Below are 13,667 nucleotides of genomic sequence, written 5' to 3'. Positions count from 1 at the left end.
CATCAGTGGCGGTCTTCTCGAAGGAGCATCAGTGGCGGTCCTTCCGCAGGAGCAGAGCGAGGTAGGCGCCGCCGATCGCGGCCGTGAGCACGCCGACGGGCAGCTGGGTGGGGGCGAGTACGCGCTGGGCCGCCAGATCGGCGCCGGTCAGGAGGACGGCGCCCATGAGCGCTGACGCGCCCATCGTCACGCCGGGCGACCGGGTCAGCCGCCTGGCCAGCTGCGGAGCCGCCAGGGCGACGAAGATGACCGGCCCGGCGGCGGCCGTGGCGACCGCGCACAGCAGCACGCCCACGGTGATGGCCGTGGCCCGTACGGCCTCGACCCTGATACCCATGGCCCGCGCCGAGTCGTCGCCCATCTCCAGCATCCGCATCGGCCGCGACACCGAGGCGCAGACCGGGAGCAGCACCGCGAGCGCCACCGCCACCGGGATCGCGTGGTCCCAGCCGCGCCCGCTGAGGCTGCCCGTGAGCCACGCGCCCGCGGTCGCGGCGTCGTTGATGTTGGCCCTGGTCAGCAGGTAGGAGTTGGCGGACAGGAGCAGCGCGTTCGCGCCGATCCCGACGAGGACCAGCCGGTAGCCCTGCACGCCCCCGCGATGGGCCAGCGCGTACACCAGCACGGCGGTCCCGACGCAGCCCGCGAGCGCGCCGCCGGCGATCTGCAGCGCCGTGCCGCCCGCGATCACCCCGAGGATGCCGCCCGTGGAGGCGCCGGCGGTGAAGCCGATGAAGTCGGGGCTGCCGAGCGGGTTCCTGGTCAGGCTCTGGAAGATCGCGCCGCTCAGGCCGAACGCCGCGCCCACCAGCAGCCCGGTGACCACCCGGGGCGCGCGCAGCTTGCCCACGATCAGCTCGGCGACGGGCGTGCCCTGGCCGAACAGCGCGGTCAGCACGTCGGGTACGGACACCGTGAACTCGCCGGTCGAGATCGCCGCCACGGTCACGGCGAACGCGATGAGGACGAGGACCAGGGCGACGACGAGGGCCCGCGGCGCCAGCCGTACGGACCAGGGACCGAAACGGATGCTCATAGCGCGGCCAGCCTCCTGCGCCTGGCCATCAGGATGAAGATCGGCGCGCCCACCACCGCGCACATGATGCCCACCTGCACCTCGCCGGGCCTGGCGATGAGCCGCCCGGCCACGTCCGCCGCCAGCAGCAGCACCGGCGCGGCCAGCACCGTGTACGGCAGCACCCACCGCTGGTCCTGACCCACCACCGCGCGTACGGCGTGCGGCACGGCCAGCCCGACGAACCACAGCGGCCCGGCAGCGGCCGTGGCGGAGCCGCAGAGCAGCGTGACCGACACGGCCGTGAGGACCCGGGTACGGGTGACGGCCACGCCCAGCGCCTTGCCGGCGTCGTCGCCCAGCGCCAGCATGTTCAGCGGCCTGGCCAGCAGGAGCCCGACCACCAGGCCGACGACCATGAAGGGCGCGATCCGCAGCAGCACGTCGGAGGTCTGCCCGGCCAGCGAGCCGGTGAGCCAGAACCGCATCCGGTCGAACGTCTGCGGGTCCATGCGCAGGATGGCCGAGGCCACCGCCGTGAACACCATGCCGACGGCGATGCCGGCCAGCGCCAGGCGTACCGGACCGGCGCCCGAGCGGCCGGCCGAGCCCAGCGCGTAGACGACGACGGAGGCCACGGCGGCGCCACCGAACGCGAACCACACGTAGACCGTCGGATCCGAGAGCCCGAACAGCCCGAGCGCCAGGGTGACGCCCAGCGCGGCGCCCTCGTTGATGCCGAGCAGGCCCGGATCGGCCAGCGGGTTGCGGGTCAGACTCTGCATCAGCGCCCCCGCCAGCCCGAGCGCGGCACCCACGCCGATGCCCAGGAGGGTCCGCGGGACGCGCAGCTCGCGGATGACCGTGTGGTCACCGGACCCGTTGGGGGCGGTCAGCGCGTCCAGCACCGTGGACAGCGGCACCGACCGCGCGCCCAGCGCCACGCTGGCCATCGCCGCCAGCACCAGCACGCCGAACACGACCACCAGCCCACCGGCCAGCGCCGCCGGACGCCCCCGGGACGCCACCGGCTCGACCTCGGCCGGGCGCTCTTTCACCGCGGGCAACCCGCACCCCTTTCGTCACGGTCACATTGAGGCGAGGCTAAGGTAAAGCCCCACAACCAAGGCAAGCCTAACCTTAGGAGATGGACATGTCGGGACCGGTACTGCCTCGCAGGGGCTTTTTCGCGGCCACGGCGGGCATCGCGGCGGCCCTGACGCTGGCGGCCTGCGGTGGCGAGGGCGCCGCCACGCAGGCGGGTGGCGAGGGCGCCGCCACCCAGGCGGCCCCGACCGGCGCGGCGGGCGGGTGGACGTTCACCGACGACCGGGACAAGAAGCTCAGCCTGCCCAAGCGTCCCACCCGGGTGGTCGCCCAGGTGGGCGCCGCGGCGGCGCTGTGGGACTTCGGTGTGCGCCCGGTCGGCGTCTTCGGCCCGCACAAGCTCAAGGACGGCGCCAGGGACCCTCAGGTGGGCAACGTCGACATCGCCAAGGTCACGGGGCTGGGCAACGTCTGGGACGAGTTCAACGTGGAGCAGTACATCGCGCTCCAGCCGGACCTGCTGGTCAGCAGCATGTACATCAAGGGCACGCTCTGGTACGTACCGGAGAAGTCGAAGGCCATGATCGAGCAGGTCGCCCCGACGGCCGGCATCATGCTCACCGGCCGCAGCGCCATGGAGGTGATCGGCACGTACGAGGAGCTGGCCACATCGCTGGGCGCGGACCTGCGGGGGGTGCCGGAGGCCAAGGCCCGGCTGGCGGCGGCCAGCAAGGAGCTGGCGGCGTTCAAGGACCTCAAGATCCTCATGGTCTCTGCGGGCCCCGACGCCCTGTGGGTGGTGAACCCGCCGGAATATCCGGACATCGTGCACCTCACCCAGAACGGCCTGACCGTCGTCACGCCCGCGAAGGTCGACGAGGGCGGCTTCTTCCAGACGCTGAGCTGGGAGAACGCCGACACCTACGACGCCGACGTCATCCTCTACGACACTCGCACCCAGTCGCTCAAGCCCGCCGAGATGATGAAGAAGCCCACCTTCGCCAAGCTGCCCGCCGTCAAGGCCGGGCAGCTCTACCCGTGGAGCGCCGAGGCCCCCTACAGCTATCAGGGCTACGCCGACTTCGTGGAAGGCCTCGTGGCCAACCTGAAGAAGGTATGAACGGTTGTCCTGATTCGCTGAGTGAATGTGGGTGGAGATGTGTTTCGGATCATCCGATCGTCTGTTTCGTGCCGGGATCGGCGAGCGGTGGGGTTGGGTGACTCCGAGAATTGTCGGTGACGGTGTGTAGCGTCGCGTGCACATGATGTGACTGATGGTTTGGGGAGGGGCGGGTGCGCATGGTGGCGTTGGTGGCGACCGCATCCTGTACCGGGTATCGGGCTGTGGTGGAGGCGAGTGGGGAGGTGGTGGCCGGGCCGGTGCTGGGTGAGCGGGTGGCCTGGCTGACCGCGCTGACCCAGGCGATGACGGCCGGGATCGTCGCTGAACGGTGGGATGCGCGGGATCTGGATCTTCTGGCCGGTGGGGTGGGGCCGGATGGGCGGGTGCTGCCGGTCAAGGGGTGGGTGGCGATCCGCCGGCTGGGCTGGGGATGTGCTGCCGCAGCGGGCAGTGGTGGGGTGTATCTCTCGGATCGGGTGCGGCGGTGCGCGGAGGAGCAGGCGGCTCGCATGTTGCGGGCGGCGGTGCATCGGCGGGGCGTCGTAGCGGCGATCTTGGCCACGTGGCCGCGGGATCCGCGGCGGCGTGACGAGGTGGAGCGGAAGGCGTTGCGCGCGGCGCTGCCGCAGGGGGTCAGCGCCGCCGAGATCCGTAACCGTACCCGGCAGATCCGCGCCGTGCTGGAGCGCGATGGCGTGTTGCCGGGTGACCTCACCGAGGTGGAGGAGCCGCCCCGGGTGGCCGCCCAGGCAGTGCTGGCGGCGGCCGACAGGCAACTGGTCACCCTGATTCGCACCGGCGAGTCCAGCGCGATGTTGCGGGTGCAGTTGCCGCTGAAGGCGACTCCGGCCTCCCGCAAGGATTGGGCGTGGCATGCCATCGCGATGACGCTGCCGCCCACTGTCGGAGCCCAGGCCCGGCCGTGCACTCCCACGGTGCGCATCGCCGACGGCCGGGTGCGTATCGATCTGCCGTTCCAGAGCCCGATCCCCTCAGCGCGGGCAGTCGGCCACACGGTGGCTCCGGGCTTGGACTGGGGCGTGAACACGCTGCTGACCGGCTCCGTCGCCCGGCTGCGCGACGGCCAACCGCGCGAGGGCCGGGTGTGCGCCGACGGGCGGATGCTGCGCTACGACGCCACGGTGATCTCGGCCAAGCTGCACCGGCTGCGCGGCCACCGTGAACACCTGGCCGCCAAACGCGATCACTGCGCGGCACTGCTGTCCGGGCTGAATACCGCCGATGCCCATGATGTGCGCCGTGTGGCGCTGGAGCGCGGGCTACGGGTAGTGGCGGTGGAGCATGAGCGGGTGTGTGCCCGGATCCGGCGGCTTGATCATGCGCTGGCCTGGTCGGCGGCGCGGTGGGCGGTGGATCAGGCGGTCGCGCTCGGTGCCGGGGTGATCTATCTGGAGGATCTGGCCACGCTGGAGGCGCGTGGGGTCCGCCGGGGCAATGCGGCGTTGTCGGGGCAGGTGCGCGGCATGGTGATCGAGGCGATCCGGCATCTGGCCGCCAAGGACGGTGTCGCGGTGGTGACGGTGCCCGCACGGGGCACCTCCCGCTACTGTCCACGCTGCGGTGAGGGTGGCAGCGTGCTGCGGCATGTTCCGGCGCCTGACCGGCCGGGCGAGCGTGGCTGGAAGTGGGCCTACTGTCCGGCGTGCGGGCTGTCGTGCGACCGCGATCATGCCGCGGCCGAGCGGATCGCCGCCCGCGGCCTGCTCGGCCAGCGCCACACCCGGACCGCCCCGGGCACCGGCGTGCGCACCATCGCGGTGGTGGTGGAAGGCAACGTGACCCGGGCGCGCCGCCGCAACAGGCCCACCCGCGCGGCTCGTCGGGCCCGGCGCACCCAGACCGATGTGCATCCACGCCCACCGGCCCGGGCGCGCGCCAAGACCCGGCCGACCCCCAAACGGCGGCAGGTCAGCCGCACCAAGACGTTCAGCCGTGTGCCCGACCGGCGCACGGTGCCCGCCCCCGACCCCGGCACGCCCGGGATGGGAAAGCGTCCGGCGGGCCAGGCACCCCAGGCATCCCGCTCACCGGCGGGACGTACAGGGCCTGTACGCAATCCTCACCACCGGACTGGCTTCCACCGTGTCGCAGCCACCCCCGTACTCCCCCTGGGAACGTACGCAGGTGGCCCGCCACGCGCCACGCCCGCCCGGAATGCCGGAAATCTCCAGGCAAACACAGAGAATCGCAGACGCTAGTAAGCTCCCGTGACCTCGACGATCTCGGCCAGCGGGAACTCCAGGTAGTCGCCGGCCTCCTCGCACCAGGCGTCGAGGGCGCCGCCCTTGAGCTCGCCGTGGCTGATCGTCGCGGTCAGGCCGTCGGTCAGCGTGATGCCGGCCCGCACGCCCCGGTCCACGACGAAGCCCAGCAGTGACTGCTGCGCCGTGGGCAGCCTGGTCGCCATCCGGCCGATGACGGCCCAGGTGCGCCCGGCGCGCTCGTTCGCCGCCCGGCTGGCGGTGATCAGACGGGCGGCGTGCTCGTGCGGGTCGGGGATCGGCTCGGCGATGATGTGCGGGATCGCCTCGGCCCCGCCGATCGCCGACAGCTCCGACAGCTCGGCCACCTGGCCGCCGGGCAGCAGGATGAGCTTGCCGTTGTTGGGTTCCTCGACGCGGGTGCGACGGATCGTGATCTCGCCGCCGTCGGCGACCGGGACGGGCGAGTAGCCGTGCTCGCGCAGCGCGGCGAGTGTCCGCTCGGCGCCCGCGGAGCTCACCAGTACGGTGGGCGCGAGCAGCCGCAGGCCGAGCCGGCCCAGCCGCCGGTGACCGGCGATCTCGGCGAGCAGGGTCGGGTCGGAGGCCTGCACCACGCAGCCCACCGTGGTCACCGTCACCTCGCCGTGCCTGCGGGCGACGTCGCGTATGAGGTATTCGAGCGGCTGCGGGATGGTCCCGACGCCGGACAGCTCCTCCAGCAGCTCGTCGGCCTCGTAGCCGTGATCCAGCGCGCGGCGCACGCTCTCGGTGGTGAACCGCCACACCGAGGCCGCGCCCCGCGACTCCCGCTCGGCCACCCGGTCGAGCAGCGCGGCCAGCTCGGCGGACGGCGGTCCCGTCACCACCGCGGTCAGGTCGGGGCCGAACAGCGCGCTCCTGCGCACGCTGGCCAGCGCCCTGGTCGACGCCTCCGCGAGCATCGGGTCGTGCTCGACCAGCGGCACCGCGTCGTCGCTCTCCTCGCCCGCCTTGGCGGCCAGCCCGGCCAGCGCCCTGCCCAGGTCGGTCAGCGAGTCGTTGGCCAGCAGGCCGAGCAGCCGCGCCTCGATGAGCACCGCCGACGCGCACTCGGCCAGCAGGTCCTGGTCGAGCATCGGGGAGTGCCAGTGGACGTTGCGGACCAGGCCGGCGCGATCGGCGAAGGCCGTGCCGGCCGGCAGGTGGGACAGGACCGACAGCACCGCCCGGCGCACGCGCGCCACGGCGGCCCCCGACTGGTCGTCGCCCAGCACGGTGCCGTACTTTCCGTCGATCTTGCGCAGCGACGAGCGCTCCATGCGCCACCAGGCCGACAGCAGCACCCGCAGCCGGGCCGAGCCCTCGTCGAGCCGCCAGCGGTCGAACCGCTCGGTGGGGACCATGCCGCCGGACGGCTCGTCCCAGGCCAGCAGCCTGGCCACGGTACAGATCTCCAGCAGCAGCCGGGTCTCGTCCTCGTCGCAGCCGGTCTCCTTGGCCACCCTGCGTACCTCGCGCACGCCCACGCCACCGGTCTTGAGCAGCGGCAGCGGCGTCTTGGAGGCGTTGTCGAGCAGCGCCGCGCACCGCTCCACCACATGCGGAGCGGCCAGCGTCATCAGGTGGTCGACCTCTTCCGGGTCGATCGGGATGGTGGCCACCTCGGGCGGTTCGGGGGTGAACGGCGGGTGGTAGCCGGGGCCGCGCAGGCCGAGCGCCACCTCGCGCGGCATCTCGGCCACATGCCAGCTCGGCCGGTAGAGGATGCCGTGGTCGGCGGACCACTTCTCCGGCGTGCCGGGCATGACGAACCGGCCGCCGTCGACGTCGCGTACGGGGCCCTCCCAGGCGAAGCGCTCCAGCAGCCGGACCGTGCCCTCGGGGGCATCGCGCAGCAGCGCGTCGAGCCGGGCCCGGTCGCCGAGCACCTCGCTGGCCCGGCTGACCGTGCGGCGCTTGTTGCCGTCAGGCGGGAGCCCCAGGTTGCGGGCGAGCGAGCGCAGCGTGTCGTTGCTGATCGTCCAGGAGTTGAGGTAGTGGTCAAGCGGCTCGCCCAGGCCGAGAGGCGCGGTCCACCACCGCGACACGGCCTCGGCCAGGCGGATGACGCCCTCGCTGTCCGGCCAGGCCAGCGCGTGGTCATGCAGGAGGTCGAGCCAGGGGGTCAGCTCCCCGGCCGGCACGCCGAGGAAGGCCGCCAGCCGCTCGGGAGTGGCGTGCCGGACGACCAGGCACGCCTGAGCCAGCTCAAGGCAGGGAAGGGGCAGGCCGCGCAGGGCCTCCATCACGGCGAATCCGTTGCCGAGCCGCTGGGCAAGGGTGTCGAGCCGCCGCGGCCAGGGGGCCGCGATGGCGTCGGGCCGGGTCGCCAGGATGCGGCCCAGCCTGTCTTCGTCAAGTGTTCGTAGCCAGCCGAGCAGGTGATCTTCCATCTGTCAGCACTCTCATGGGGTCGCACGCAGGGACTCACCGTGAGCCATGAGCATCCACGGTAATGCAGATCACCCCCGGTCAGGAGAGGACTGCCCAGACGATCTTCCCGTGGGGCGCGAGTGCGGACCAGCCCCATCGGTGGCTGAGCGATTCGACGATGTGGAGTCCGAGGCCGCCGGTGTCGAGAGGGCCAGGGTATCTCAGCACGGGCACCGATGAGCCTGGATCGGTGAAGGCGCTGGTAACCAGTGCGCCGCGGCGCACCAGGGACATGTGGACCGGCCGCTGGCAATGCGGCTCGGCCAGGTGTAACCCGTGCCGCAGCGCGTTGGTGGCCAGCTCGGAGACCACCAGCTCCATGTTCTCGATCAGCTCGCCGAGGCCCCATGCCGTCAGGGTGCCGTGGGTGAAGCTGCGGACGGCGTGGATCGAGGACGGCGTGGGCGGGAGGACGAATGTGGCGCTCGAGGCCGGGCCTGGGACCAGCAGGTCACACGCGGCCTCCGGCCACCACCCGACCGGGGGCCACCAGTCGAACGTGGTCCATGTGCCCTGCGTCGCCGTGGTGGATTGCACGTTGATCATTCTGGAGCAAACTCTCGTGCAGGTGCAAGAGCGAATGCACGTGCAGACACCGTGTGCAAGCGCTACCGTTGCCCCAAAAGGTCAATTAGTGGGAAAGGGGATCTTGTCCGCGGCATATGATCTTTCGGCCGTGGAGTGACAGACTGTGTGCTAAGGAAACGACCAAGGAGCAGCACGTGTCCCTCGATCCGCCCGGTTCAGGTTCGACCGTTCGGCGCATCATGCTTGGCGCCAGTTTGCGGCGGCTGCGTGAAGCCAGCGAGCTCACCCGCGACCAGGCCGGATTCCACATCCGGGCGTCCGAGTCGAAGATCAGCCGTATGGAACTCGGTCGCGTCGGATTCAAGACACGCGATGTAGAGGACCTGCTCACCCTGTACGGCGTCGTCGACGACGCCGAGCGCCGTGCCCTGCTGGAGATGGTCCGCGAAGCCAACACCCCCGGGTGGTGGCACAAGTATTCAGCCGTTCTGCCCGCGTGGTTCACCACGTACGTGGGGCTAGAGGAAGCAGCCAGCGTGATCCGTACCTATGAGGTGCAGTTCGTGCCCGGTCTGCTGCAGACGGCCGCATACGCACGCGCGGTATACCAACTCGGCAACCCCGATGAGACCCCTGGGCAGATCGAGCGCCGCGTGCATCTGCGCATGCAGCGACAAGAGCGCTTCACGCAGAAGGACGGCCCGCGACTGTGGGCCGTCATCGACGAAGCGACCCTCAAGAGGACCATCGGCGGGCGGGAGGTCATGTCCGAGCAGCTTCAGCATTTGCTGGAAGTCGCTGCCCTTCCCAACATCACCATTCAGGTGATGCCCTTCAGATATGGCATGCACGCCGCTGAAGGTGGCGCGTTCAGCATCTTGCGATTTCCCGAGTCCGACTTGTCGGACGTTGTCTATGTCGAGCAGCTCTGGGGTGCCCTGTACCTGGACAAGCGTGAGGACATCGATCCATATCTCACGGCTATGGAGCAGTTATGCGTGGAGAGCACCACGCCAGGGGGCACCGTCGAGCTCATCGGCGGTCTTCTCAGAAAGATGTAGATGAAGCAGACCTACAACGGCATGCCCGCGACCGACCTGCAGCAGGTCGCCTGGCGCAAGAGCCACTACAGCAACTCACAGGGGAACTGCGTCGAACTCGCGAAGCTCCCCGACGGCGGGGTGGCGGTGCGCAACTCGCGCTTCCCCGATGGCCCGGCCCTGATCTACACCCGCGACGAGATCCGAGCCCTCGTGCTCGGAGTGAAGGATGGGGAGTTCGACGGTCTCCTGGTGTAACAGGCTGTTAACCTCCGGCGGGCCCCCTTAACGGGGGCGCGCCGGAGGCGTAACCGCCCCGCCACCTGCGGACTCCATGATCAGCACATGCTCGACCAGATGACCCTTTATCCGATCGCCGACGACGTGCTCTTCGCGCCCGGCGGCAAGGTCGTGATCCGCACCTATGGCGTCGCGCCCTCCGGCGCCGCCGTCTCCTATCGCACGTGGGTCACGGGCGTCCGTGACCAGCCGCGTTACTGGCACTGGGGCCACTTCGAGGACGCCGCCTCCGGGCATCGCAGAGTGCTGGAGTGGCTGACAGGGAGAGGGCCGGAGCCTACCCAAGCGGTCGCTTGATCAGCTAGGGTTGAGGCCGAGCAATCGCTTGGTCAAAGGAGTCCGGATGCGGCGTGGGATCTACCTTCTCGAAGAGGTCGACTTCCGGCCGATGAACTCCCGGCGCCCGATGGAGTACCTCACCTGGCTGACCCGCTACAAGCGCGAGGACGAGGCCCGCCAGGCGCCCACGCTGACCTCGGGCATGTCCATCAGGTCCCGCGAGATCGACCTGGCCGGCGCCTTCTATGCCGTGGGCATCACCGGGCACCCGCAGTTCAAGGCGGTCACGCTGTGGGAGTGCCACGGCGGCTGGGACGGCGGCTGGCGCCAGATGATGGAGATCTACCGAGGGGTGGACGACCGCCTGTTCCTGTCCGACATCGACGACCTGCGCTTCTCCGCCTTCTCCCGCCCGCTCGGCGCCGTGCCGGGCTGTCCGGACCTGGGCCAGGTGGCCACCGCCGAGTTCTACGTGTTCGAGAGCGCCCGCGTGCGACCCGGCGCCGCCCTCGACTACCTGGAGGCGGTCCGCACCGAGCGCGCCCCGCTGCTGGCCGAGCACGGACACCACCTGGTCGGCCTGTACGAGGTGCTGTTCTGCGACACCGAGGCCGTCACGGTCTGGGGCGTGTCGCTCGACGACCACCTGAGCACGCAGCGGGCCCGGGACGCCGCCCTCGGGCTGGACGACGAGGTGCCGCCGGACCCGCGCCTGCTCGACTGGGCCAAGCGGGCCCGCGACTTCCTCGACGGGCCGTGGCGCGAGACCCTCCTGTCGCCCTTCCCCGGCAGCCGTCTGGCACCCGGAGGCACATCGGGTTAGCGTCGGGCCGCGGAGGTGGCCGTGACGGACTCGCGTCGGCGGTAAGAGCGTCGGCGGTAGGAGCGTCGGCGGTAAGGGCGTGGGTCAGGTGACCGGTGCGTTCCAGGTCGTCACCACGGGTTCGGCGTGTTCGTAGCCGAGTCGTGAGTACGTGCCGGTGTCGAGCTTGAACAGGCGGCCGTCGGTGGGCGGCAGGCCCAGCCAGCGGGCCGTCAGCACGCGCAGGAAGTGCCCGTGCGCCACCAGCGCCACCCGCCCATCGGCCGCCTTCGCCCTGGCGATCACCCGGTCGGCGCGCGCGCCGACGTCGGTCGCGCTCTCCCCGGGATGTTCGGCGTCGCCGGGGGTCACGCCGTCGCGCCACAGGTACCAGCCCGGCCGGGTCTCCCGGATCTCGGGCGTGGTGATGCCCTCGTAGCCGCCGTAGTCCCACTCCCACAGATCCGCGTCCACCTCGTACGCCTCCAGCCCGGCCAACTCCGCCGTCCGGCGGGCCCGCTTGGCGGGGGACACCAGCACCAGGTCGAACGTCATCTCCTTGACCAGCGGCGCCAGCGCCCGCGCCTGCTCCTCGCCCGCGGGCAGCAACGGCACATCGGTGCGGCCCGTGTGCTTGCCCGCCGTACTCCACTCTGTCGCGCCGTGCCTGAGCAACACCATCTCGTCCATGACTTCCATCATCCGGCACGGTTGACCTCAACCGTGGTTCAGGTAGCAGGCTGGGCGGCATGCACGCGATAAGGCTCTATTCCTTCGGCCCTGCCGAGAACCTCCGCTATGAGTCCGTCCCCGATCCCTTGCCGGGCCCCGGCGAGGTCCGCATCGCCGTACACGCCGTCGGTGTGCACTTCATCGAGACGCTGTTCAGGCAGGGCATCCCCATCGGCCCGCACCCCGCGCCCGACCTGCCCACGACGTTCGGCCGCGAGGTGGCGGGGGTGGTGGAGTCGGTCGGTGAGGGCGTCGGCGCCGGCGTGCTGGGCAGTCGCGTGGTGACCAGCCAGGTGACCTCGGGCGGCTACGCCTCGCTCGCTGTCGCGCCCGCCGCCGGTCTGACGGTGCTTCCCGACGGGCTGGAGTATGACGCGGCGGTCGCCATGCAATCGACCGGCGCCACCACGCTGGGACTGCTGGAGGTCGCGCCCGTGACGGCCTCGGACGTGGTGCTGGTCATGGCCGCCGCCGGGGGGATCGGCACGCTGCTCGTCCAGCACGCCCGCCGGGTGGGCGCGACGGTGGTCGGAGCGGCGAGCGGCCCGGCGAAGGCGGCCCGGGTCCGCTCGCTGGGCGCCGACCTGGCGGTCGACTACGGCACGCCAGGCTGGACGGACGTCGTACGGGAGTCGGTCGGTGACGTCACGATCGTCTTCGACGGGGTCGGCGGCGAACTCGGCAGAGCCGCCTTCGAACTCCTCGGCGGGGAAGCCGCGGATCGGCGCGGGGAGGGCACTTTCGGGCCGGGCGCCGAAGGTGGGCGGCAGGTCGTGTTCGGGCAGGCGTCGGGGGAGTGGTTCCATCCCGAGGAGGACGAGCTGAAGGCCCGCGGCGTGACCTCCTACGACGGCATCGCCTACCTGCTCGGCCGCCAGGGCGGCATGGACGACCTGCGGGACCGGGCACTGGAGGCGGCGGCGAACGGCGAGCTCACGCCCGCCGTCCAGTCCTTCCCGCTGGAGCGGGCCGCGGCCGCCCATGCGGCACTGGAGAGCAGGAACACCATGGGCAAGGTGATCCTCACCCCGTAGCGAGCTCCTCGACGATCGGGGTGAAGGCGTCGAGGTCTCGCTCGTGGTGCACCACGAAATACGAAATATCGTGCTCATCCCGCCAATAGCGGAGCTTGTCGACTATGTCGTGGTGGGTGCCGAGGAGTACCTGGGGCGTCTCGTCCAGCTGTGAGGTGTCGGCGGCGCTCCAGGACTCCTCCGGCTTGCGTACGCCCACCTGCACCACGCTCGTGCCCAGCTCCAGCCGGTCGTAGCGGTCGCCGGCGGCCGCGCGTACCGTCCGCAGCTTGTCCATGAACGCCTGCCGCCCGCCGTCGCTCCCGTCGGGGCCGGTGCCGTCGGCGCGTACCCGCATCCCCAGGTTCACCACGTCGGCCTCCCGGGCGGCCAGTCGCAGCATCCGCGGCCCGCCGCCGCCCAGCAGGAGTCGCGGATGCGGCCGCTGCACGGGCTTGGGCTGCTGGTCGAGCGCCCGGATCCGGTAGTGCGCCCCGTCGAAGGTGTACGGCCCGTCGCCCCACAGCCCCTTCAGTACGGCTACGGCCTCAGCCAGCCGGTCCACCCGCACCCCGGGCGGCTCGAACGGCAGGCCGGCCCGCTGGTAGTCGTCGGCCATCCAGCCGGTCCCGAGCCCCACGTCGAGCCGCCCGTCGGACAGCACGTCGAGGGTCGCCGTCTCCTTGGCCAGCACGGCCGGATGCCGGAAGTCGTTGGCGAACACGAGGGTCCCCACGCGAAGCCGCGTCGTCGCGCTCGCGGCGGCGGCCAGCGCCGCCACGGGGGCGAATCGCGGGCCGACCAGGTGGTCGGGCACGAGCAGCACATCGAACCCGGCACTCTCCAGCCGCCTGGCCTTGTCCGCCCACGCCTTACCCGACTCCGCCTGCCGCACCACCGCCCCGAACCTGAACCGCCGCACGGCATCTCCTCGCTTGAGCAAGCGCTTGTGTAGATACGCTTGCCAGCGTAGCTCAGGCCAGGCGGAACGCGGTGCGGCCAGCGAGGGATGTGACCAGCGCCTGGACGATCCGCGCGATCAACATTTCCAGGAGCATCATGCCCGCCTTCGCGAGCAGAGAGGCTAGAAATTCAGACACCGAGTACCTCAC

14 protein-coding genes are annotated in these 13,667 nt (G+C 71.1%); 7 read left to right on the top strand and 7 right to left on the bottom strand.

Annotated elements, in window-relative coordinates; translation table 11 throughout:
* Nucleotides 1-28: 28 nt before the first annotated feature.
* Both AB0H88_RS02935 and AB0H88_RS02930 read right to left on the bottom strand, forming a co-directional pair.
* Nucleotides 29-1,036 (bottom strand): iron chelate uptake ABC transporter family permease subunit, encoded by a 1,008-nt coding sequence (locus tag AB0H88_RS02935; protein ID WP_357640476.1) that lies wholly within the window; start codon nt 1,034-1,036, stop codon nt 29-31.
* Entirely contained in the window at nt 1,033-2,073 is a 1,041-nt protein-coding gene (locus tag AB0H88_RS02930) for an iron chelate uptake ABC transporter family permease subunit (RefSeq protein WP_357640474.1), read from the bottom strand. The genes AB0H88_RS02935 and AB0H88_RS02930 overlap by 4 nt, the downstream gene beginning before the upstream one ends.
* Before the next feature lie 95 nt (nt 2,074-2,168).
* Here AB0H88_RS02930 and AB0H88_RS02925 point away from each other — a divergent pair, with 95 nt between their 5' ends.
* Complete coding sequence (locus AB0H88_RS02925) at nt 2,169-3,182, top strand: ABC transporter substrate-binding protein (RefSeq protein WP_357640471.1); 1,014 nt, start codon at nt 2,169-2,171, stop codon at nt 3,180-3,182.
* A 191-nt stretch (nt 3,183-3,373) separates the two neighbouring features.
* Entirely contained in the window at nt 3,374-5,404 is a 2,031-nt protein-coding gene (locus AB0H88_RS02920; RefSeq protein WP_357640469.1) for a zinc ribbon domain-containing protein, read from the top strand.
* Here the strand turns inward: AB0H88_RS02920 and AB0H88_RS02915 are convergent.
* The gene (locus AB0H88_RS02915) at nt 5,401-7,821 is read right to left on the bottom strand and encodes a helicase-associated domain-containing protein (RefSeq protein ID WP_357640466.1); all 2,421 of its coding nucleotides are present in this window, start codon (nt 7,819-7,821) and stop codon (nt 5,401-5,403) included. The genes AB0H88_RS02920 and AB0H88_RS02915 overlap by 4 nt on opposite strands.
* Nucleotides 7,822-7,900: 79 nt before the next feature.
* The gene (locus tag AB0H88_RS02910; RefSeq protein WP_357640463.1) at nt 7,901-8,407 is read right to left on the bottom strand and encodes an ATP-binding protein; all 507 of its coding nucleotides are present in this window, start codon (nt 8,405-8,407) and stop codon (nt 7,901-7,903) included.
* Between the two features lie 221 nt (nt 8,408-8,628).
* Between AB0H88_RS02910 and AB0H88_RS02905 the strand changes: the two genes are divergently transcribed.
* From AB0H88_RS02905 to AB0H88_RS02890, 4 genes are all read left to right on the top strand, one after another.
* Entirely contained in the window at nt 8,629-9,450 is an 822-nt protein-coding gene (locus AB0H88_RS02905) for a helix-turn-helix transcriptional regulator (protein WP_225299863.1), read from the top strand.
* Nucleotides 9,451-9,687 carry a DUF397 domain-containing protein gene (locus tag AB0H88_RS02900; protein WP_225299640.1) on the top strand — a complete coding sequence of 79 codons (237 nt, stop codon included), beginning with the start codon at nt 9,451-9,453 and terminating at the stop codon, nt 9,685-9,687.
* Between the two features lie 87 nt (nt 9,688-9,774).
* Nucleotides 9,775-10,026 carry a hypothetical protein gene (locus AB0H88_RS02895; protein WP_357640460.1) on the top strand — a complete coding sequence of 84 codons (252 nt, stop codon included), beginning with the start codon at nt 9,775-9,777 and terminating at the stop codon, nt 10,024-10,026.
* Between the two features lie 46 nt (nt 10,027-10,072).
* On the top strand, nt 10,073-10,831 hold the full coding sequence (locus tag AB0H88_RS02890; RefSeq protein WP_357640457.1) for a hypothetical protein: 759 nt from the start codon (nt 10,073-10,075) through the stop codon (nt 10,829-10,831).
* A gap of 84 nt (nt 10,832-10,915) precedes the next feature.
* On the opposite strand, the gene AB0H88_RS02885 is transcribed toward AB0H88_RS02890, so the two are convergent.
* On the bottom strand, nt 10,916-11,500 hold the full coding sequence (locus AB0H88_RS02885; RefSeq protein ID WP_357640455.1) for a histidine phosphatase family protein: 585 nt from the start codon (nt 11,498-11,500) through the stop codon (nt 10,916-10,918).
* Between the two features lie 59 nt (nt 11,501-11,559).
* Between AB0H88_RS02885 and AB0H88_RS02880 the strand changes: the two genes are divergently transcribed.
* Nucleotides 11,560-12,576, top strand: coding sequence for a zinc-binding dehydrogenase (locus tag AB0H88_RS02880; RefSeq protein WP_357640453.1), 1,017 nt, complete (start codon nt 11,560-11,562; stop codon nt 12,574-12,576).
* Here the strand turns inward: AB0H88_RS02880 and AB0H88_RS02875 are convergent.
* Nucleotides 12,566-13,477, bottom strand: a complete 912-nt coding sequence (locus tag AB0H88_RS02875; protein ID WP_357640451.1) for a TIGR03621 family F420-dependent LLM class oxidoreductase — start codon at nt 13,475-13,477, stop codon at nt 12,566-12,568. The genes AB0H88_RS02880 and AB0H88_RS02875 overlap by 11 nt on opposite strands.
* A gap of 52 nt (nt 13,478-13,529) precedes the next feature.
* Nucleotides 13,530-13,655, bottom strand: coding sequence for a hypothetical protein (locus tag AB0H88_RS02870; protein ID WP_357640450.1), 126 nt, complete (start codon nt 13,653-13,655; stop codon nt 13,530-13,532).
* Nucleotides 13,656-13,667 lie beyond the last annotated feature (12 nt).

Source organism: Nonomuraea sp. NPDC050680, from assembly GCF_040654555.1.
In the GTDB taxonomy this organism is placed as follows: Bacteria; Actinomycetota; Actinomycetes; order Streptosporangiales; family Streptosporangiaceae; genus Nonomuraea.
This window is presented reverse-complemented; position numbering and strand designations above follow the sequence as displayed.

Coding starts and splice junctions, on each gene's coding strand:
- AB0H88_RS02915 (WP_357640466.1), bottom strand. CDS start 7,821: ATGGAAGATCACCTGCTCGGCTGGCTACGAACACTTGACGAAGACAGG.
- AB0H88_RS02910 (WP_357640463.1), bottom strand. CDS start 8,407: ATGATCAACGTGCAATCCACCACGGCGACGCAGGGCACATGGACCACG.
- AB0H88_RS02880 (WP_357640453.1), top strand. CDS start 11,560: ATGCACGCGATAAGGCTCTATTCCTTCGGCCCTGCCGAGAACCTCCGC.
- AB0H88_RS02905 (WP_225299863.1), top strand. CDS start 8,629: ATGCTTGGCGCCAGTTTGCGGCGGCTGCGTGAAGCCAGCGAGCTCACC.
- AB0H88_RS02925 (WP_357640471.1), top strand. CDS start 2,169: ATGTCGGGACCGGTACTGCCTCGCAGGGGCTTTTTCGCGGCCACGGCG.
- AB0H88_RS02935 (WP_357640476.1), bottom strand. CDS start 1,036: ATGAGCATCCGTTTCGGTCCCTGGTCCGTACGGCTGGCGCCGCGGGCC.
- AB0H88_RS02890 (WP_357640457.1), top strand. CDS start 10,073: ATGCGGCGTGGGATCTACCTTCTCGAAGAGGTCGACTTCCGGCCGATG.
- AB0H88_RS02900 (WP_225299640.1), top strand. CDS start 9,451: ATGAAGCAGACCTACAACGGCATGCCCGCGACCGACCTGCAGCAGGTC.
- AB0H88_RS02895 (WP_357640460.1), top strand. CDS start 9,775: ATGCTCGACCAGATGACCCTTTATCCGATCGCCGACGACGTGCTCTTC.
- AB0H88_RS02885 (WP_357640455.1), bottom strand. CDS start 11,500: ATGGACGAGATGGTGTTGCTCAGGCACGGCGCGACAGAGTGGAGTACG.